17 protein-coding genes are annotated in these 19,400 nt (G+C 48.1%); 13 read left to right on the top strand and 4 right to left on the bottom strand.

The window, feature by feature from the left end; all coding sequences use genetic code 11:
- From lpdA to ABC765_RS06060, 3 genes are all read left to right on the top strand, one after another.
- Complete coding sequence (gene lpdA / locus ABC765_RS06070) at positions 1 to 1,404, top strand: dihydrolipoyl dehydrogenase (protein ID WP_347953287.1); 1,404 nt, start codon at positions 1 to 3, stop codon at positions 1,402 to 1,404.
- A gap of 27 nt (positions 1,405 to 1,431) precedes the next feature.
- Positions 1,432 to 2,451, top strand: coding sequence for a lipoate--protein ligase (locus tag ABC765_RS06065; RefSeq protein WP_347979940.1), 1,020 nt, complete (start codon positions 1,432 to 1,434; stop codon positions 2,449 to 2,451).
- A 134-nt stretch (positions 2,452 to 2,585) separates the two neighbouring features.
- Complete coding sequence (locus ABC765_RS06060) at positions 2,586 to 3,704, top strand: GDSL-type esterase/lipase family protein (protein ID WP_347979939.1); 1,119 nt, start codon at positions 2,586 to 2,588, stop codon at positions 3,702 to 3,704.
- A 100-nt stretch (positions 3,705 to 3,804) separates the two neighbouring features.
- Here the strand turns inward: ABC765_RS06060 and ABC765_RS06055 are convergent, their stop codons facing one another.
- Positions 3,805 to 4,884 (bottom strand): Ldh family oxidoreductase, encoded by a 1,080-nt coding sequence (locus tag ABC765_RS06055; protein WP_347979938.1) that lies wholly within the window; start codon positions 4,882 to 4,884, stop codon positions 3,805 to 3,807.
- A 417-nt stretch (positions 4,885 to 5,301) separates the two neighbouring features.
- Here ABC765_RS06055 and ABC765_RS06050 point away from each other — a divergent pair, with 417 nt between their 5' ends.
- The gene (locus ABC765_RS06050) at positions 5,302 to 5,820 is read left to right on the top strand and encodes a hypothetical protein (protein ID WP_347963688.1); all 519 of its coding nucleotides are present in this window, start codon (positions 5,302 to 5,304) and stop codon (positions 5,818 to 5,820) included.
- Between the two features lie 794 nt (positions 5,821 to 6,614).
- On the opposite strand, the gene thrC is transcribed toward ABC765_RS06050, so the two are convergent.
- Positions 6,615 to 8,108, bottom strand: a complete 1,494-nt coding sequence (gene thrC / locus ABC765_RS06045) for a threonine synthase (RefSeq protein WP_347979937.1) — start codon at positions 8,106 to 8,108, stop codon at positions 6,615 to 6,617.
- Positions 8,109 to 8,238: 130 nt separating this feature from the next.
- Here thrC and ABC765_RS06040 point away from each other — a divergent pair, with 130 nt between their 5' ends.
- From ABC765_RS06040 to ABC765_RS06000, 9 genes are all read left to right on the top strand, one after another.
- Positions 8,239 to 9,522 carry a homoserine dehydrogenase gene (locus ABC765_RS06040; protein ID WP_347979936.1) on the top strand — a complete coding sequence of 428 codons (1,284 nt, stop codon included), beginning with the start codon at positions 8,239 to 8,241 and terminating at the stop codon, positions 9,520 to 9,522.
- Between the two features lie 11 nt (positions 9,523 to 9,533).
- On the top strand, positions 9,534 to 10,397 hold the full coding sequence (gene thrB / locus ABC765_RS06035; RefSeq protein WP_347979935.1) for a homoserine kinase: 864 nt from the start codon (positions 9,534 to 9,536) through the stop codon (positions 10,395 to 10,397).
- Between the two features lie 457 nt (positions 10,398 to 10,854).
- Entirely contained in the window at positions 10,855 to 12,048 is a 1,194-nt protein-coding gene (locus tag ABC765_RS06030; RefSeq protein WP_347979934.1) for an MFS transporter, read from the top strand.
- Positions 12,049 to 12,051: 3 nt separating this feature from the next.
- Positions 12,052 to 12,312 (top strand): chorismate mutase, encoded by a 261-nt coding sequence (locus ABC765_RS06025; RefSeq protein ID WP_347953278.1) that lies wholly within the window; start codon positions 12,052 to 12,054, stop codon positions 12,310 to 12,312.
- A 52-nt stretch (positions 12,313 to 12,364) separates the two neighbouring features.
- Positions 12,365 to 13,531 (top strand): chorismate synthase, encoded by a 1,167-nt coding sequence (gene aroC / locus ABC765_RS06020; RefSeq protein ID WP_109588200.1) that lies wholly within the window; start codon positions 12,365 to 12,367, stop codon positions 13,529 to 13,531.
- Between the two features lie 12 nt (positions 13,532 to 13,543).
- Complete coding sequence (aroA, locus tag ABC765_RS06015) at positions 13,544 to 14,845, top strand: 3-phosphoshikimate 1-carboxyvinyltransferase (protein WP_347979933.1); 1,302 nt, start codon at positions 13,544 to 13,546, stop codon at positions 14,843 to 14,845.
- Positions 14,842 to 15,690 (top strand): prephenate dehydrogenase, encoded by an 849-nt coding sequence (locus tag ABC765_RS06010; protein ID WP_347979932.1) that lies wholly within the window; start codon positions 14,842 to 14,844, stop codon positions 15,688 to 15,690. Before aroA ends, ABC765_RS06010 begins: the two co-directional genes overlap by 4 nt.
- Positions 15,691 to 15,701: 11 nt before the next feature.
- On the top strand, positions 15,702 to 16,220 hold the full coding sequence (locus tag ABC765_RS06005) for a shikimate kinase (protein WP_347979931.1): 519 nt from the start codon (positions 15,702 to 15,704) through the stop codon (positions 16,218 to 16,220).
- 439 nt (positions 16,221 to 16,659) lie between these two features.
- On the top strand, positions 16,660 to 17,112 hold the full coding sequence (locus tag ABC765_RS06000; protein WP_347979930.1) for a helix-turn-helix transcriptional regulator: 453 nt from the start codon (positions 16,660 to 16,662) through the stop codon (positions 17,110 to 17,112).
- Between the two features lie 129 nt (positions 17,113 to 17,241).
- Here ABC765_RS06000 and ABC765_RS05995 read toward each other — a convergent pair whose 3' ends face one another.
- Positions 17,242 to 18,561 carry an MFS transporter gene (locus ABC765_RS05995; protein WP_347979929.1) on the bottom strand — a complete coding sequence of 440 codons (1,320 nt, stop codon included), beginning with the start codon at positions 18,559 to 18,561 and terminating at the stop codon, positions 17,242 to 17,244.
- Positions 18,562 to 18,821: 260 nt separating this feature from the next.
- Positions 18,822 to 19,232: an arsenate reductase ArsC gene (locus ABC765_RS05990; RefSeq protein WP_347979928.1), complete on the bottom strand. Its 411-nt coding sequence runs from the start codon at positions 19,230 to 19,232 to the stop codon at positions 18,822 to 18,824.
- Between the last annotated feature and the right edge of the window lie 168 nt (positions 19,233 to 19,400).

The following is a 19,400-nucleotide window of genomic DNA, read 5'->3' as shown; positions in this document are numbered from 1 at the left end:
ATGGTTGTTGGTGATTTTGCAATTGATTTGGATACCATCGTAGTTGGCGCGGGCCCTGGCGGCTATGTTGCTGCCGTTCACGCTGCCGAAATGGGACAAAAGGTTGCCGTAGTGGAAAGTACCTATCTTGGCGGTGTTTGCTTAAATGTCGGCTGTATTCCATCAAAGGCTTTGATTCAGGTTGGCCATAACTATCAAACGGCCAAGAACTCAGCTGATCAAGGCGTTGAAGTCAGCGATGCCAAGCTTGATTTTGAAAAGGTTCAGGCATTTAAGAACAGCGTCGTAAAGCGCATGACCAATGGGGTTGGTTTCCTGTTCAAAGAGCACAAGATTGAATTGATCAAGGGAACGGCTTATCTCAAAAACGACCACAGCCTGCGCGTTATCAATGATCAGCATGGTCAGACCTACACGTTTAAGCATCTGATCTTGGCAATGGGCAGTCATCCAATTGAAATTCCAGGCTTTAAGTTTGAAGGTCGCGTTCTGGATTCAACCGGCGCGCTGGCTTTAAAGGAAGTGCCAAAGGAATTGGTCATTATTGGCGGAGGCTACATTGGCAGCGAATTAGCCAATGCCTATGCCAACTTTGGAGCACACGTTACGATTCTGGAAGGTACCAAGTCGATTCTGGGCAACTATGAACCCGATCTGGTCAAGGTTGCACTTAAAGACTTTAAGGCTAAGGGAATTGACGTGATTACCAGTGCCATGGCTAAGCAGGCTGAACAAACCGAAGATGGCGTAAAGGTTACCTATGCCGTTGGCGACCAAGAACATACGGTGGCTGCCGATTATGTCGTCGTTTCCGTCGGCCGGCGTCCCAACACTAAAGACATGGGCCTTGAACAAGCCGGCATCAAGCTTGACAAACGCGGCTTAATCGAGGTTGACGCGCAAGGACGAACCAGCGTCAAGAACATCTTTGCGATTGGCGATATCGTTGCTGGTGCCGCGTTAGCACACAAGGCCAGCTATGAAGGCAAGGTCGCTGCCGAAGCAATCTCTGGCAAGCCAACAACCGTCGACTACCACGCAATGCCGGCTGTCTGCTATCTTGACAATGAGATTGCCACGACTGGGCTGACTGAATCTGAGGCAAAAGAAAAGGGATTGGACGTCAAGACTGCCAAGTTCCCATTCATGGCTAATGGTCGGGCCGTATCCATGAAGGCAACGGAAGGCTTTGTCCGGCTGGTATTTATGAAGGACACGCATGTCATGGTCGGTGCTCAGATCGTGGGGCCGGATGCTTCAGATCTGATCAGTGAGCTGACTTTGGCAATCGAATCAGGAAATGAGATTGATGACATTGCATTGACGATTCATCCGCACCCAACTCTTTCAGAAACATTGATGGATGCTGCTGATGTCGGCCTTGGAATGCCAACCAATATTTAAATTGGATGAAGGGAACAGTGGTGTCGAATGCAATATTTAGCAATGCCTAGTGAGGATATCCGTCGCAATCTGGCAACTGAGCAGTATCTGATGAACAGCGACAAAATGAAGCTGCCATTTATGCTGTTTTATATCGAAAAGCCTTGCATTATCGTGGGACGCAATCAAAACACGATGGAAGAAATCAATGCCGAGTACTGTCGTGAACATGATATTACGATTACGCGGCGTCTGTCGGGTGGCGGCGCGATGTATCAGGATCTGGGCAACATGTGCTTTAGTTTTGTCGTTCCTGCCGATGAGATTCGATTCGGCGACTTTAAGGACCTGGTCAAGCCAATCGTTGATGCACTGCATGACATGGGCGCAACCGGGGCGGAAACCACTGGACGCAACGACATTGTAATTGATGGCAAGAAATTTTCTGGCAATGCCATGTACACGCGCAACGGCCGGACCTTTTCACACGGGACGCTGATGTATGACGTTGATACCAGCGCGGTTGCTTCTGCATTGCACGTCCCAAAAGACAAAATCGAGTCAAAAGGCATCAAATCGGTACGGGCGCGAGTTACCAACGTTAAGCCATACCTTAAGCCGGAATTTCAAAATCTGACGACGCAGCAGTTTAGAGATGAATTGATCAAACGCATCTGGCATGTCGATTCGGTCGAGAAGGCCAAGCAGTTTGAATATCAGCTGACGCCTGAAGATGAAGCAGCGATTTCTGAATTGGAAAAACGCTACTACGATAATTGGGACTGGGTATATGGCAAGTCACCAAAGTTCTCAGTTAAAAAACGGCAGCATTTCGATGGCGGAACCATTGATGCCCGTTTCCTGGTTGAAGATGGCCGCATCAATGACTTGAAGATCTATGGCGATTTCTTTGGTACCGGTGACGTAGCCGATGTCCAAAACGCCTTGATCGGGCAGCCTTATGATCAGGATGCCATGCAGCAGGCACTGGCCAAGCTTGATCTGAAACGCTACTTTGTTGGGATTGATCCCGAGGCTGTTATCAACCTGCTGACCAAGCAGCATTAAAATTTCCAGCACCCAGCGACTGCTTTTCAACGCCTTAAAGCGATGATCAGGCAGTCATTGGTCGGCAGGCAAAAGACCGGCGTATTACAGCGTCGGCCTTTTTTATGGCAATAAATTAGAAAGAAGGTGGCCAGATGGGATGGCAGATCGCCAGCAGCCGCTTGACCCATGATTTCAGCGCGCTGCCTTTTAAGATGAAGGAACTCACTTCGCTGATCAAGATTACGCCTCAAGTCGACGGCAGTGGTCTGCGTTTGATTCTGCAAAACCGTTTTAATGATGCGACGCTGTTTTTTGATGAGCTTACCGTCAGCCATGATGAAAAGATGAGCGATGCAAAATCAATTACTCGTGGCCAGCAAAAGCAGATTGCCATTGTCGGTAACGGGGCAGTGCATACGGACGCGCTGCCGTTTGAAGTCGTTGCCGGTCAGCCGCTTTATTTTAGGATGCGGGCGTCGCAAAAACAGACCTATGCCGATTTCAGCTGTGTCTATGACGAAACGTTTTATAACGCGATCATGGCCGGAACTAAGAACGCCGCGCCGCATTTGCCGCATAACTGGCAGGCACGCAAAGGCTGGTTTTCCATCAGCTGTTTAGAGGTTTGGACGGATAAAAAAACGCCGATCATTGAGCTGACCGGCGACTCCCTGGCAGAAACGGGAATGATTGAAACTGGACTGATTAAGCAGCTTTTAAATCAGGCTGTGGTAGTCAACACAGGCATCTCGGGTAATCGGCTGCTTCATGATGCTCCGCAAGATGGTCCGCTGTATCAGACGTTTGGTGAGTCGCTGATTAAAAGAGTCGCCCAGTCAACCGATTCGCGTCCGCATCCAGTTATTGCCCTGATTGGCAGCAACGATCTGGTTTTGCCGCTGATTGACGGTCAGTCGGCGCATGAGCTGGTAACATCGGGTCAATATCTAGCCGGGGTCAGTCGACTAAAGCAAATCTTGGATGATCGGCGGTGCCCGTTGATTCTGACAACGATTCCGCCATTTTCACCGCACGTGGCTCCACAACAAGAAAACGTGCTGCTTGATGCTCAGCAGCGGCGGCTTTTGATCAACCAGGAACTGCGACGGTTTGAGTGGGTCATTGATCTTGATCCATGGCTGCTTGATAGCGATGGTGGTCTTAAAGAGATTTATGATTTTGGCGATCATCTGCACTTGAACGCGGCTGGGGGAATGGTTGCAGCGCAGGCAATCATGCAAAAATTAAGCCAGTTTGGTTACGGTAAATGATTTTAATGGCTGCGGCTGATTTTATTGCCACTGGTCATAGCGGTTTGAGGGCATCATAAAAGCCGTCACGGTAAATTCCGTGGCGGCTTTGTTGTTTATCCTAAACTTCAGCGGGCATCTCAATCTGTAAGTCAGCGGCGATTTCCTGCATCTGTTCAATCGTCTTGGCATCAATGTCAACGCCATGCTTTTGATTTTCAGCCAGGTTCTTGTATTCGCGATCACCTGGAACCCAGATCGTCTTGCCGGGAACGTGATTAAGGTGGCGAATTCGATCGAACATGCTGGTTGCGTTGGCTTTAAGCGTTTCGACATCACCGAAGAACGCTGGATCAAAAGCAAAGACGAACTGACTAAAGTCGTGCTTGCCCGTGTTGGTGTCGGCCGAAATGGATCCCTGTGCCAAAATACCGGTCAGAATCTCAACGACAATCGAGTTGCCCATGCCCTTGTAGTTGGAGTTGATCTCACTGCCGCCCAGCGTCAAGAGGCCGCCGCCTTTTTGTTCTTCTTCAAAGGCCGCGGTTGCCAGGATGCTTTCTGCTTCTTTTGGATCCTTGACGACTTGACGATTCTTGTCAACGACCCAGTCACCGGGCAGCTCAATGCCTTTTTTGTCCGCCAGCTGAATCTTGCCGCCAGCAACCACGGAAGTAGCCCCGTCAAAAATGAAAGGATGTGGTGAGGCCGGGAAGCCAAACGCAAAGGCATTTGATCCCAGAAACGCTTCCGTGGCATTGGTTGGTACTACCAGCGGCCGCGTGTTGGTCAGGGCAATCCCAGACAGCCCCGCAGCCAGTGCCTTGCGAACGTAGTAGCCGGCAATACCGAAGTGGTTGGAGTTGCGAACGACCCCGATGCCGACCCCAATCTGCTTAGCCTTTTCAATTACTTTATCCATTGCCAGGCTGGCTGCCAGATGACCCATGTTTTGGTTGGCATCGACTAAAACGGCGCCAGGCAGCTCTTTTAAAACCTTGGCATGATTTTGGGGTACGATGATGCCGTCGTTGATCATGCTGCGATACCAGTATAGTCTTTGGATCCCATGTGAGGAGATTCCACGCAGGTCAGCATCAACCAGCGTATCAGCAATCAAGGCGCCATCCTCTTTTTGAAAGCCCAATTTGTCAAAAACGTTTTGTAGATAGCTGCGTTCATCTTCCGCGTTGATTCGCATATTCTTTCATCCTTTCATTAAAAAAACGCCCCTGAGCCGGCTGCTCAAGGGCGTTTGTGTTCGCTGTACCACCTTGGTTTGCCATTGCATAACAATGACCTCCATGATTGATAACGGTAATCAGCCGGGGACGTAGCTTGCACCCGTTCCATTTAACAATGAGTTCATTTCGCCGTGTCTGCCAATGCGTGCTTGCACCAGACCACGCTCGCTAAGATTAGAAAAAGCGGCTACTATTCTCACTAACTTTTCATTATTTAAATATAAGCTCATTTTAGAAACAGATCGTTAATTTGTCAAGCGGTCCCAGTAAATTAATTTAAGCAGGGCAAAAATGATGTTGTTTTTGTGCAAACGCTTGCTCAAATATTGAAAGGGCTTTATAATAAAGTCAATCAAAATCTGGGAGGCACTAAAATGCAAAAATTTTCTGTCCGCCATCCTTTCATGGCTGGGTATGCCGCAACTTTAGCTACTGGTCTGATCTTTTGGGGGCTTCGCGGTGTAGTCGGCGCAAATCTGCTGAATCTGTTAGGGATGCTCGCGCTGGTTGGTCTGGCATTTTATTGGAATAAGCTGAATTCCTATGCCAAGCTGGCCTGTGAAAAATACGATCTGCATTTTAATCTGGGCCAAAAGCAGCGGCACAATCCGCACTGGCCGCTATACTTCAACACGGTACTGTTCGCCGTGGCCGCGGTAACGATTCTGTTTTTGAACGTTTCTTTTTATGGCGCCCGGATCATTGGGGTAGTGATGGCCATTATTGCCGCCAATGCATTTATTCCGCTGCCAACGCGCAAGCTGGCTCAAAACCATGAAATCAGAGAACTGGTCAAGCAGCTCAATGCCAGACGAGAAGCTGAGTTTTACGGTACGGCTAAAGATCGTCAAACGGTTCAGGCGATTGCCAAGCTGGCTAAATCGGAAAAATAAAACCAATCAATCATTAGGTTAAGCGTCACTAAGCAATTGGGCTTGGTGGCGCTTTTAATATTGCAAGGCAGTAGAATCGGCAAGAGCAGTGATCCTGGTTTAGCTACCCCTTACATAACAGTATAAATTTACCTTAACTAACAACTTATAGAAAATCAACCAAATAATCCAATCCCTATTCGTTGTCAATTAATTATTGCCGCACACTATCAAAAACGCAGCAGTCATCAATTAATCAAGATTCATATCGACGACTAAAGTTTAGCGATATTGACGCTGATTAGAAACGTGGTGAACGATAACCTTGTGAAGAAAAGCAATCCTTGAACGGCATTCGAGGGATAGATTACCTACTTGGCACGGTTTTTTAGCTAAGAGTAGGTAAATGAGGGTGAGTGTATATTTCGGCTCACATAACTTTACCTACTTATGATGCCTTTTTCCGAAATCGTAGGTAAAGATGAATATTTTGAGGGTGATTGGGTCAGACCGACTTTGTGAATTACCTACTATTATTGAATTTTCGATCGATCGTAGGTAATGTTGGGGATCCCTAACTCGATATACATTGCTTTTTACCTACTTATACATTGATTTTTGCGAAAAGTAGGTAATGACTTTTTCTTCATGTGTTGATATGCAGTATATCTTGCATAACGCCCGCAATCGAACAATCTAATTGGACAATTGAGGAGGCTTAATTGATAAACCGCCCAGCGACATAGCTTTGATGGTGTTATAGATTACAGCAATAAAAAGCCCCAATTGAAGGCAACTCCAATCAGGGCAAACGTTTATTTCAATTTTAAGACTTGGGCAATCAAGTTTTCCATTTCATCAGGTGCGATTACGGATTCTTTGCGCGGCTGATGATCAAACAGTTCCTTGACTCCAGCCGTTAATTCGCCACCGACCAGATCATGCAGCTGTTTGATGGATGGCAGACCTTGCTGTTGAGTATCCTGGCCAGTCAAAGCATGATAGACGGTTTCTGGGAATTTATATGGGCTGGCGGTTGAAACGATAACCATTGGCGTCTGATCATCACTGTTCTTTTGATATTGACGAGCGACAAATGATCCCACGGCGGTATGCGGATCAATCAAATAGCCGCTGGTTTCATAGACATATTTAATCTCACCCGCGACTTGGCTCTGCGTAGCGTAACCAGCCGCAAATTCGGAATCCAGCTTGGCTTTGGCGGCAGCAGTGATCTGATACCAGCCATCATTTTGCAGCCGTTCCATTAATTCCTTAACGCTGGCAGCATCTTCATCATAAACGTCAAACAAAAGCCGTTCCAGATTGCTGGAAACCAGAATATCCATAGCGGGCGCGGAGGTTAGATGAAAATCGCGCCGCCGATCATATTTGCCAGTAGTGAAGAAATCAGTCAGGACGTTGTTTTCGTTTGAGGCGCAGATCAGCTTTTTGATTGGCAGTCCCAGTTTCTTGGCGTACCAGCCGGCCAGAATGTCGCCAAAGTTCCCAGTTGGCACGGTGAAGTTGATCGCATCGCCAAGCTTGATCCGGCCTTGTTCAACCAGCTGACCATAAGCGGCGAAATAGTAGACAACCTGTGGAATCAGCCGGCCGATGTTCATCGAGTTGGCGGAGGAGAACTGGTAGCCATTGTCAATCAAGCGCTGGTTAAAGGCCTGGTCGTTAAAGATATGCTTGACTTCAGTCTGGGCATCATCAAAATTCCCCTTAACAGCCACAGCGGTAAGGTTTTGCCCCGGCTGCCCAAGCATCTGCTTTAGCTGAACTGGACTGACCCCGCCATCTGGATAAAAGACGATTACCTGCGTGCCATCAACATTGGAAAAGCCGCGCATAGAAGCCGTACCGGTATCGCCAGAAGTAGCGGTCAGGATTACGATGTCGCGATCAACGCCATTGAGCTTGATTGCTTTGGTCATTAACTGCGGCAGCATCTGCAGGGCAATATCCTTGAAAGCCAGGGTCGGGCCATGATATAGCTCCAGATAGTTAAAACCGGCTTTTTGTTTGCTTAATGGTGCGATTGAATCGTTATCCCATTGGTTGGCGTAGGCCTTGGTTGTGCCATCAGCCAGCTGATCTTCAGGATAATCGTTAAAAAACCATTGCAGGATTGTCTGCGCCAGTTTCTGATAGGGCAGCTGGATCAATTTTTCCAGATCGTACGCTGGTTTGGGAAAGTCAACCGGAACGTACAATCCGCCATCCGGAGCCAGTCCTTGAACAACGGCGTCACTAGATTTTAATGCATCTTTAACATTACCACGCGTACTGCGATAGTTCATTGTGATCCTCCATTCTTAATACAGTAGTGGTTTGGTAGAATTCTTTTAAATATTGTAGCCTATGGATAGTCCATGTTACAATCATAAATATGAAAATTTAATTAAAAACTACAGAGAATGGAGCAGCGCTATGGAAACTGTCAAACTGGGAATGCTGGGGCTGGGGACTGTCGGCTCTGGCGTTTTGGAAATGATTGAAAACAACGAGAACAAGATTCGCAATATTATTGGTCGCGAACTGTCAGTCAAGACGGTCGTGGTTCGTCATCCAGAAAAGCATCAAAACGCGGCCACGGTTACCAAGCTGACGACTGAATTTGAAGAAGTGCTTAACGATGAAGAAATTCAGATCGTCGTTGAGCTGATTGGGGGGATTCATCCTGCCAAAGAGTATATTGAGCGACTGCTAAAAGCACATAAAAACGTGGTAACTGCCAACAAAGACCTGATTGCATCATATGGTCCGGAACTGGCAGCGTTGGCTTATGAGAATCACTGTGATCTGATGTATGAAGCCAGCGTGGCAGGCGGGATCCCGATTCTGCGCACGATCGTCAATAGTTTTGCGGCTGACAATATTCTTGAGGTCAAAGGAATCGTTAATGGTACGACCAACTATATCCTGACTCAGATGAATCAAAAGCACTGGACCTATGAAGAAGCACTGAAAAAAGCACAGGAGCTGGGCTTTGCCGAGGCCGATCCAACCAACGACGTAACGGGTAAGGACGCGGCTTACAAAATGATCATTCTGAGCTATTTTGCCTTTGGAGCACAGCTTAGGATTGATGATTTCAAAACGGAAGGAATCGATACTCTGAATGCCTATGACGTCAGCCAAGCCGAGTCACTAGGCTACGTTATCAAGCTGGTCGGCTCAGCCAAGGTCATCAATGGCGGCGTGTTCGTTGATGTAGCGCCGACCCTGGTTCCAGAAGATCATCCACTGGCAACGATCAACAATGAATTCAATGCCGTTATGGTTACTGGCAAGGCCGTTGGGGACACGCTGTTTTATGGGCCAGGTGCCGGTGGTCTGCCAACTGCCAACAGTGTCTTGAGCGACATTACTTCAGAGGTTAAGAATCTGATCATGGGTACCAGCGGCCACGCGTTTAATACCTATCAAAGCGAATACGTGCCAGCTGATCCCGACAACGTGCGCTACCCTTACTATCTTTCATTGACGATGCCGGACGTTTCTGGACAGATGCTTAAATTTACCAGGATCATGGCTGATATCAAAGCCAGTTTCAGTCAAATCGTGCAGGCACCAATCAAGGATGAAGGCATTGCTCATGTAGCCGTAATCACGCACGAGCTGTCACAAAGTCAATTGGCGGAGCTCAAAAAACAACTGCAGCAGGCCGACTCGATTAAGCTTAATGCGGCTTACAAGGTTTTGGAAAACTAGGGGGAATGATTATGCAGATCAAGGTACCAGCTTCCAGTGCCAATCTGGGACCGGGATTTGATTCAATTGGGATGGCTGTTTCGCTTTACCTTACGCTGGACGTACTTGAACCCAGCGACGAATGGGTTATCGATCACGACTTTGACGATCTGCCGCATGACCAGTCCAATATGATCATCGATACGGCATTAAAAATCAAAGCCGACCTGCCGCCGCATCATTTGAAAATGCAGTCGGCCATTCCAGTAGCTCATGGTCTGGGCAGCAGTTCCAGTGCCATTGTTGCTGGGATTGAACTGGCCAATGTCTTGGGCAAGCTGCAGTTGAGCAATGATGAAAAAGTAGCGATTGCCTGCGAGATCGAGGGCCATCCCGATAACGTCGCACCGGCAATCTTAGGCGGCCTGGTGATTGGTACCAACGTTAACGGTCATTTCGATGCTATTCAGGCGCCATTGCTTCCTTACGCGCTGGCTGCCTATGTGCCGTCATATAATCTAAAGACTGCTGATGCCAGAGCGGCCCTGCCAGCCAGCCTGACATTAAAACAGGCAACGCATGGCAGCGCGATTGCCAACGTTTTGGTAGCCGGCCTGTTTGCCAATCGCTATGATCTGGTTGGTGAACTGATGGAGGCTGACGAGTTTCACGAACAGCCGCGTGCCAAGCTCGTACCGGAACTGGCCAAGATTCGCGAAATCGGTCATGAAGCCGGTGCGCTGGCGACCTATTTAAGCGGCGCGGGTCCGACCGTCATGACGATTATCGATAAACAGGGGATTCCGCGGTTTAAGCAGCTGCTTTTACAGGCCGGACTTAGTGATCCATTATTGGAAATTGAACCTGATACGGAAGGCGTTCAGGTAATTGATTAGTCGAAAATGAGAATTTGCCACTGTTTATTTGTTTAAAAAGACTAAAATATCAAGAGATCAAAAATAATCAACCTTTTTTATGATTAGAGGTTGACGAGATAAGATTAGAGTGTTTTAATATTAGCAACAAATTATTGAAAGGAGAAGTTATCATGAAACTTCAATGCCAAAATCGACCAGCGTTTTATTTCGGCTTTGCTTATTATGCTTTCGGATAGCGTTCGTGCTGCTCAAGCGCGAACGCGAGACGTTCAGCGCTTGAGCAGAGTCGCATTTTGGCGCGTCTTTGCCGGGCAACTCTAAATCCAGCAAAGACGAAGCTTACTTCTTCTTTAAATAACCAACCTTAAGTACATCCCTTCATAAAAAGTATTGTGCAGAAGGTCAGCTGGATTGATGAGGCAGACGTCTCAAAACTGGCTGACTTTTTTTAGTACCTGACTAAGGGGGATTATTTATGGAGATTGCAAAAAATCAGATCGATACAACTGCTAAAAGACGTCTTTCCGTCAGCCTGTACCTCAACTACCTGGTACACGGAATGGGATTGATTATTTTGGCGCAAAACATGAACAGTCTAGGAACGGCCTGGAATCAACCCATCAAAATCGTTTCCTTCGTAATTTCGGGGATCGGGATTGGCCGCTTGATCTCATACCTGATTACCGGCTTTTTGTCGGACAAGATCAGCCGCAAGTTTTTCGTTGAATTAGGGATGTTCTGCTACGCGGTATTTGCGCTTGGCATGCCAATGGCGAAAAACATCTGGATTGCCTACTTCTTTGCCATCCTGGCGGGGGTCGCCAATTCATCGCTTGATGCCGGTACTTACACGACTTTTGTTGAAATGAATGGCGGCAACGGAGCCTACACGATTCTGATCAAGGCCTTCGTTTCCGTTGGCGAATTCATTCTGCCAATTCTGGTTACGATTCTGGCTGGTCAAGGAATGTGGTTTGGCTGGAGCTTCATGGCAATGGTCATTTTGCTGGCAATCAACTTCTGTCTGATTCTGCCGCTTAAGTTCCCAGCTGCCAATCAAGCTGATGGCAGTGCCGTTAATGAGCAGGAATCTGAGATCAAAGGAGTTGCCAAAAAAGTCATGACTGGCGCGCTGGTTGTGTACGGCTACTCTTCAATGGCTCTGATGATCTGGTTTACGCAATGGATCACGATGTTTGCTCAGCAGACGATGCACATGTCAGATAGCGCGGCCCATTTCTTGCTTTCGCTTTACAGTATCGGCTCAATCACTGGGGTTTTGGTACTGTTTGCCTTATTGGGACGCAACGTTAAGGAATCGCGCCTGCTGCTGATCGTAAACGCAATTGCCCTAGCAGCCCTGTTGGTGATCATGCAAAGCGGACAGCTCCTTATGATGCAGATTGCCTCGTTCGCATTCGGTTTCAGCGCGGCCAGCGGAATCATGCAGACCGGCCTGACGATCTTCATGAAGCTTTACCCAACGCACCGCGGCATGATTACTGGCGTCTTCTACTTCTTCGGCAGCATTGCCTCGTTTACGGTACCAATCATTACCGGGATGCTTTCCGACATCAGTATGGCCGCAGTTATGGCTGGTGATCTGGTGATGGCAGGAATCGGGATCCTGGTAGCTGTCATCGTACTGCTTGCTGAAAAGAAAGGATAACAGATGGAGACTCCGCAATTAAACGCTCTGCGTGATCAGATCAATGACATCGATGAAAAAATGCTGCAGTTGCTTGAGCAGCGTTTTGCCATTGTCAAAGAGGTGGGCATGGTCAAGCAGGCTGCCAATCTGCCGGTAAAAGACGAGGCACGCGAACAGGCGGTTTTGAATCGCCTTAGAGGACAGGTCACGGATCCGTCCTTAAAACCAGCTATTCAGGCGATTTTCCAAACTATCATGGATGAGGCCAAAAAGCTGGAGTAATGAGTTTGAACTATTGAATACGGAACAGGAAAATTAGAAAAGAGGAACATTTATGAACTACTTGACTGCCGGTGAATCGCATGGACCACAGCTGACGGGAATTTTAGAAGGAATCCCCGCTGGCCTGCACTTGGATGTTGATCAGATCAACCAAGCGCTGGCCGCTCGCCAAGGAGGCTATGGACGCGGCAACCGCCAAAAAATCGAACATGACACGGTTGAGATCGTCGGTGGCGTTCGTCATGGCGTAACGCTGGGCTCACCAATCGCATTGACAGTCAAAAATCGCGATCATGCGCATTGGTCAGAGATCATGAATCCAACATCGCCAGCCACACCGGAAAATACCGTACGCAAGGTTAACCATCCGCGTCCTGGACATGCCGATCTGGTTGGCGGAATGAAGTACAGACATCGTGATCTGCGCAACGTTTTGGAGCGATCATCAGCACGAGAGACGGCCATGCGGGTTGCAGTCGGCAATATCTGCGAGCAGCTGCTGGCCGCATTGGATATTTCAATCGTTGGTTACGTACAGCAGGTGGGCTTTATTGATGCGCGCGGCAACCAACCAGCCAATGTCAAGGCGATCCAGATGCTGATTGCCCAAAACGATCTGCGGATTATCGACAATTCCAAAGTCGAGGCAATTCATCAATTGATTGATCAAACCAAGCGCAATGGCGATACGCTGGGCGGGGTGATCCGCGTCGTTGCCGAAAACGTACCAGCTGGTCTGGGGAGTCATGTCAGCTGGGATACCAAATTAGATGGCAAACTAGCCGCAGCCGTAATGGGCGTCAATGCCATGAAGGGAGTTTCAATCGGTGATGGATTTGAAAACGCGGTGCGGCTTGGCAGTCAAGTGATGGATGAGATCAGCTGGGATCAAGAAACCGGCTACTCACGCCTGAGCAATCATCTTGGCGGTTTTGAAGGCGGGATGACCAACGGGATGCCAATTATCATCAACGCGGCGATGAAACCAATTCCAACCTTATACAAGCCGCTGCAGACCGTTGACGTCACCAGTCATGAGCCAGTTAAAGCCAATGTCGAACGCTCTGATACAACCGCGATCGTGCCAGCATCTTTGGTGGTTGAAAATGTCGTTGCCATCGAACTGGCCAAGGCAATTACGGATGCGTTTGAAGCTTCCAGCCTGGAACGCCTGCAAGAAGAAGTCGCAGCCTGGCGTCAGGAAATGCGCGAATACTAAGGAGGAAACGTCATGAAAAAACTAGTCACGGCACCCCATGGACTGCACGGATCATTGACGGTTCCTGGTGATAAGAGCATCTCGCATCGGGCAGTCATGCTTGGTTCAATCAGTAAGGGCAAAACGGTGATTCATCATTTTTTGGCTGGTGACGACTGTCTGTCAACTTTGGCGGCTTTTAATGCCATGGGGGTCAAAAGTGAGCGGGATGGCGAAACCGTCATTATCTACGGCAACGGAATCGACGCGCTTAAAGAGCCTGCTCAACCACTTGATATGGGCAACTCAGGAACGACTACCCGGCTGCTGATGGGGATCTTGGCGGGCCGTGACTTTGAGACCCGACTCTTTGGGGATGCCTCGCTGCAGAAACGTCCGATGAAGCGGGTCAGTGAACCCCTGAGTCATTTAGGGGCGCGAATTGAGCTGACTGATAATGGGACGCTGCCGGCAACAATCCACGGGCAAAAGCTGCATGGCACTCATTATCAAATGCAGGTAGCCAGTGCCCAGGTCAAAAGCGCGCTGATCTTTGCTGCACTGCAGGCCGATACGCCATCAACCATCATCGAGAAGCTGCCAACCAGAAATCACACTGAGATCATGCTGAATCAGTTTGGTGCCAATATTCAAACCGCGGCAGATCAAAAAACGATTCGCGTCATACCGAAACCGGAATTGACGGGGCAAACGATTGAGGTGCCTGGTGACATCTCATCGGCAGCCTTTTTCTTGACGGCAGGAGCAATCGTTGCGAACTCCAGAATCAGACTGGAACGCGTCAACCTTAATCCTACACGAACCGGCATCATTACCGTATTGCAGAAAATGGGCGCGGATCTGCAGATTGAAGCACTGCCAACCGATGGCGAACCATTGGGCAATATTACGATTGCGACCAGTCAGCTCAAGCCGATTCAGATTGAAGCTGAAGACATTCCGGCCGTGATCGATGAGTTGCCGCTAGTGGCGCTGCTGGCAGCCTGTGCCGCGGGAACCAGCTCGATTCGTGGGGCCGAGGAGCTGCGGGTAAAAGAAACGGATCGAATTCAAACCGTAGTTGCCGAACTGCGCAAACTGGGCGTTGAAGTCGAAGAACTGACGGATGGCATGATCATCAAGGGAAGAAGTCAGTGGGCAATCAATAATGATCAGCTGGACAGCTATGGCGATCATCGCATCGGTATGATGGATGCAATTGCGGCTCTCAAAGCGGATCGACCGCTGCAGCTTGCTAATGCCGATGCAGTCAGCGTGTCTTACCCCGGATTCTTCCAGGATCTAGAACGGCTTTTGGGAGGCGACCTGGCATGACGACGGTGTTTGTCAAAGGATTGGGGCTGATTGGCAGTACTCTGATTCGCGCGATTCGGCAAAAGCATCCCCAATATCGCATTGTGGGCAGCGATATTTCAACGGCCACACTGGATTTTGCCATTGAACAGGGGCTGATTGACGACGCGGGAACCAATCTATACCAAGCGGATCAAGCCGACTTTATCATCCTTGCCGGGCCAGTCTCAGCAATCGTAAAAGACCTGCATGATCTGGCTCAGTTGGAACTAAAGCCAGGAGTGATCATTACCGATGTCGGCAGTACCAAGCAGACGATTATTGATGCTGCCCAACCGCTGATTGAGCGCGGCGATATCTTTATCGGGGGGCACCCAATGGCCGGTTCACATGAATCAGGCATTCAAGCTGGTCGAGTCGATCTTTTCAAAGACGCCTACTACTTTTTGGTTCCAACCAGCGGCTCAAAGGGAGTTAGCGAACTTAAAGATCTTTTAAGCGGTCTGAACGTCAATTGGTACTTAATTCATGCTCGTCAGCACGACAAGATCGTCGCGCAGCTCAGTCATGTTCCCCACGTGATTGCGACTGCTCTGATGACTCAATCGGCGGCTACTTTTAAGGATCATCGCGAGCTTTTAAAGCTGGCGGCGGGTGGCTTTAAGTCAACGACCAGAATTGCCAAGTCAGATCCGACCATGTGGAGCGCGATCATGCACAACAACCGTGAGCTGATCGTTCAACAGCTTGACGAATATCTAAACGAGCTGCAGTCACTGCGGCAGGTAATTGCCGCCGATGATCAAGAAAAACTTTTTGCCGTATTTTCAAAAGCCAAGGCCGACCGAGAAGAACTCGATCATTAGGAGGAAGCAAAATGGAACTGATTTTGATAGGATTTATGGGAAGCGGCAAAACTACCGTCAGTCGGCTGCTGGGTGAGATGCTGAACACACCAGTTACTGATTTGGACGTTGAAATCGTTCGGCGTGCGGGCATGCCGATTCCGGACATCTTTGCCCAAAACGGCGAGCCATACTTCCGTCAGCTGGAACATGATACCTTGGCTGATATTCTGAAATCTGACCAGGGAATCTTGGCAACTGGTGGTGGCACGCCGATGCGCCCTGACAATCTGTCCATGCTTAAAGACTCGCCAACGCCGGTAGTGCTTTTGAAAGCCAGTGCGACTGAAACGCTGCGGCGAATTGGCGGTGACAATGGTCGGCCGCTGGCACAGTCGCTGGACGAAAAGGGCATTGCCGACATGCAGGCCCAGCGCCAGGTCAACTACAATGCCTGTGCCGATCTGACCATTAAAACGGATGGCTTGAGTCCAGCTGCCATTGCTGAAGAGATTATCAGCTTTTTGAATCTGCCGGTATCAGCGAGCTAAGTCAGCTGATAGTTTGGAGCGTTTGTCAAATCGTATTGGCAAGACCAATTCCCTGCTTCCAAAATGAAGTGGGGAATTTTTATTTTACGAACATCTGTTTGACAAAATCATACTGATGCGTTAAGATAATTTTTGAAGATTTTGTGAATTTTGCTGATTTCGCCAAACATAAATGCAACGACGATAATTTAGAAATTTACAAATTTGCGGAGTGCCGGTCTAAACGCTGTTATTTGCAATGCTCCAAGCTGTGGGGTTCGATTCCTCACCTCCGCGATTGCCAAGCACAATTGTTTGGCAGGGGCTGCTAGCCCTCAGTGGTTAAGGAATCTCATGTCAGTGGGCATGGGATTTTTAAAAACAATTTTAATAAACCGCTTACAAAAACTTGATAAAGTGATATCCTGTAGTTTAATTGATTCAGAGGGGGAAACCTAACATGAAGAAAAAAGACATCCGCAAACGATTGGAAGCCCGTTTTGAAGAGCTGAAAGACAATTCTTATGATTCTTATCAGGCAATGCATAAACTCACTAATGACCTGGGTGAAAAAATCGGTCAAGACAACCTTGATTTCTTTGCCCGTCATGTTAAGGGTGGGCTGACCAAAAAGAAGATGACGAATCTGATCTATGCTGCTGCACACCAAAAGCCGCTGGAAGAAGCCGTTAAATTAGATCCGGCTGCCAAACTGGCTTATCGTATCATCAAACTGCGTCAAGATAAAGGCTGGACGCGAGAAACCCTTAGTCATGCGGCTGGCGTTCCGTTAGCCGAGCTTAATGCATTGGAGGAAGCCAAGGCGCAAACCGTCAGCCTGGTTGATCTGCAAAAGCTTAGCAATACTCTTAATGGCAAGATCAAGCTGTCGTTTAAACCGGAAAAAGAATAGCTGAACTGGGCAAAATAAAAAAGAGATCAATTACTTCGTTGATCTCTTTTAATTATGGTCAGCCAGAAACCTGGCAATCTCAATCTTGAAATGACCGCCTGCTTACCTATGCTTATCAAAAGCAATCGTTTAGTCAGTAGTCGTGGATTCAGTCATTTCCTCATCAATCAAGGATCCTGGCTTAAGTACGAACGCGTAGACCAGCAGCGAAATAAATACTGCACCGGATACATACCAGAAGAAGGCAGATTCGAGGTGAATCGAACGCAGCCATAAAGCAATGTAGTTTACGGTACCGCCAAACAGGGCCACGGTCAGACCATAAGGCATCCCTACGCCCAATGCCCGAATTTCAGATGGGAAAAGCTCAGCCTTAACAATGGCATTGATTGAAGTGTAGCCGGAAACGATAACAATGCCTACAATCATTAATAGTAGTGCTTCCAAAGCAGTTGATGCGCCAGCCATCAGCGTGAATAGTGGAACCGTGCACAGCGTACCGCCAATCCCAAAGAAAATCAGCAGTGGCTTACGGCCGATTCGATCCGACAGATGCCCAAATAGCGGCTGCAGCACAACCATCACCAGCAACGCCACAAAGTTGATCATGGCTGCCGTTTTTTTAGAAAGACCGGTCGTGTTGATCATAAACTGCTGCAGATACGTAGTGTAGGTATAGAAGCTGATCGTGCCGCCAAGCGTCATCCCGACAACCGTCAGGACCTGTTTTGGATAGTGGGCTAAAAGACGCAGTGTCCCAGCTTGGCGATTGTTGCGGTTGCTGTTCTTGAACTGATCGGATTCTTCCATTGAAAGCCGCAGCCATAATACGACCATCGCACCAGCCGCGCCAATGGCAAATGGAATCCGCCAGCCAAAGGCATATAGTTGTTGGCTGGTATAGATGGCCTGCAGAATAATCTGTACCAGCAGTGCACTTAATTGACCGCCAATCAGCGTGACATATTGGAAGGATGAGTAAAAACCGCGCCGATTTGGGGATGCCATTTCTGACATGTAGGTTGCCGAGGTTCCATATTCGCCACCTAATGAAAGGCCTTGTACCAGTCGAGTTGCAATCAAGATGATCGGTGACCAGATACCGATCTGCGCATAGGTTGGGACCAACGCAATAATCAATGAGCCGGCTGCCATGATCGAAACCGAAAGCGTCAATGCGGCGCGACGACCTTTTCGATCAGCAAAACGGCCCATCACGAATGATCCCAGCGGCCGCATGAAAAAGCCAATGGCAAAGACGCCTGCAGTAGCCAAAAGCTCGGCTGTTTGATTATGAGCCGGGAAAAAGGCGCCGGAAAAATAAATGGCAAACGAGGCATAGACATACCAGTCAAACCATTCAATCATGTTGCCCAAAGAACCCTTTAAAATGTTGCTGGCAATTTTGCGTTCGCTTCGTTTCACCGTTGTTTGAATCGTTGCTTGCATGTAAAAAACCTCGCTTTCAAATTGATTTTTAAGATTGGGCATAGCTTAACGCATTAAAAGGCATAAGTTAATAGTCTTAAGTCATTAACGCTGATAATTAAGCGTCCCGTGCCGATGACCAGCTAAAAGTTGTTAATGGCAGCGCTTGCGACTATTGATTTTGAATCAGTAAAAATACTGGGTAACATTCAAAAAAGTCCCATCTAAGCATAAACAAATGCCTGGATGGGACGATTGAATGATTTATTTTGCTGAAAAAATTAACGCAGCGATTGCTTGATCTGATCCTTGAGCGCCAAAATATTTTTTTCAATCTGCTTGATAACTTTAATAAACTCATCATCGGCTTGGCCGGTTGGATCGTTTAGCCCCCAATCAACCCGCCATTTAGCCGGCAGATAGGGACATTTCACGCCGCAGCCCATGGTAACGATACCGTCAACTGGCGGCAATGCATCAAGCGTCTTGTTATATTGTCCTGATGCTTCCATATCAATGCCATAGATTTTTTTTATTAAGCGAACGGCATCAGGATTGATCTGATTTTTGATCGCGGTCCCCGCCGAATAGCTTTCAAAAACATCACCAGCGAGCTTTTTGCCCAATGCCTCGGCAATCTGACTGCGGCAAGAGTTATGCGTACAGATAAACGCAATTTTAGGTTTGGTCACGGCAAGCGCCTCGTTTCTTTATAATTGATTCATAATTTGACTTTCTGAATCATTGTAATTGGCTGATCAGACTTTGACAACCTATCTTATAACTTGTCGTTGAATGATTTTAGCAGAATCCTGCCTGTAATCCCTATCATCTCTGCAGTATCAATGTTATGCTTATGT

The organism is Limosilactobacillus sp. WILCCON 0051, from assembly GCF_039955095.1.
GTDB classification, from domain to species: Bacteria; Bacillota; Bacilli; order Lactobacillales; family Lactobacillaceae; genus Limosilactobacillus; species Limosilactobacillus allomucosae.
This window is presented reverse-complemented; position numbering and strand designations above follow the sequence as displayed.

Coding starts and splice junctions, on each gene's coding strand:
- ABC765_RS06025 (WP_347953278.1), top strand. CDS start 12,052: ATGGAGACTCCGCAATTAAACGCTCTGCGTGATCAGATCAATGACATC.
- ABC765_RS06005 (WP_347979931.1), top strand. CDS start 15,702: ATGGAACTGATTTTGATAGGATTTATGGGAAGCGGCAAAACTACCGTC.
- ABC765_RS06010 (WP_347979932.1), top strand. CDS start 14,842: ATGACGACGGTGTTTGTCAAAGGATTGGGGCTGATTGGCAGTACTCTG.
- ABC765_RS06030 (WP_347979934.1), top strand. CDS start 10,855: ATGGAGATTGCAAAAAATCAGATCGATACAACTGCTAAAAGACGTCTT.
- ABC765_RS06065 (WP_347979940.1), top strand. CDS start 1,432: ATGCAATATTTAGCAATGCCTAGTGAGGATATCCGTCGCAATCTGGCA.
- ABC765_RS06000 (WP_347979930.1), top strand. CDS start 16,660: ATGAAGAAAAAAGACATCCGCAAACGATTGGAAGCCCGTTTTGAAGAG.
- ABC765_RS05995 (WP_347979929.1), bottom strand. CDS start 18,561: ATGCAAGCAACGATTCAAACAACGGTGAAACGAAGCGAACGCAAAATT.
- aroA (WP_347979933.1), top strand. CDS start 13,544: ATGAAAAAACTAGTCACGGCACCCCATGGACTGCACGGATCATTGACG.
- ABC765_RS06055 (WP_347979938.1), bottom strand. CDS start 4,884: ATGCGAATCAACGCGGAAGATGAACGCAGCTATCTACAAAACGTTTTT.
- lpdA (WP_347953287.1), top strand. CDS start 1: ATGGTTGTTGGTGATTTTGCAATTGATTTGGATACCATCGTAGTTGGC.
- ABC765_RS06040 (WP_347979936.1), top strand. CDS start 8,239: ATGGAAACTGTCAAACTGGGAATGCTGGGGCTGGGGACTGTCGGCTCT.
- ABC765_RS06060 (WP_347979939.1), top strand. CDS start 2,586: ATGGGATGGCAGATCGCCAGCAGCCGCTTGACCCATGATTTCAGCGCG.
- thrC (WP_347979937.1), bottom strand. CDS start 8,108: ATGAACTATCGCAGTACGCGTGGTAATGTTAAAGATGCATTAAAATCT.
- aroC (WP_109588200.1), top strand. CDS start 12,365: ATGAACTACTTGACTGCCGGTGAATCGCATGGACCACAGCTGACGGGA.
- ABC765_RS06050 (WP_347963688.1), top strand. CDS start 5,302: ATGCAAAAATTTTCTGTCCGCCATCCTTTCATGGCTGGGTATGCCGCA.
- thrB (WP_347979935.1), top strand. CDS start 9,534: ATGCAGATCAAGGTACCAGCTTCCAGTGCCAATCTGGGACCGGGATTT.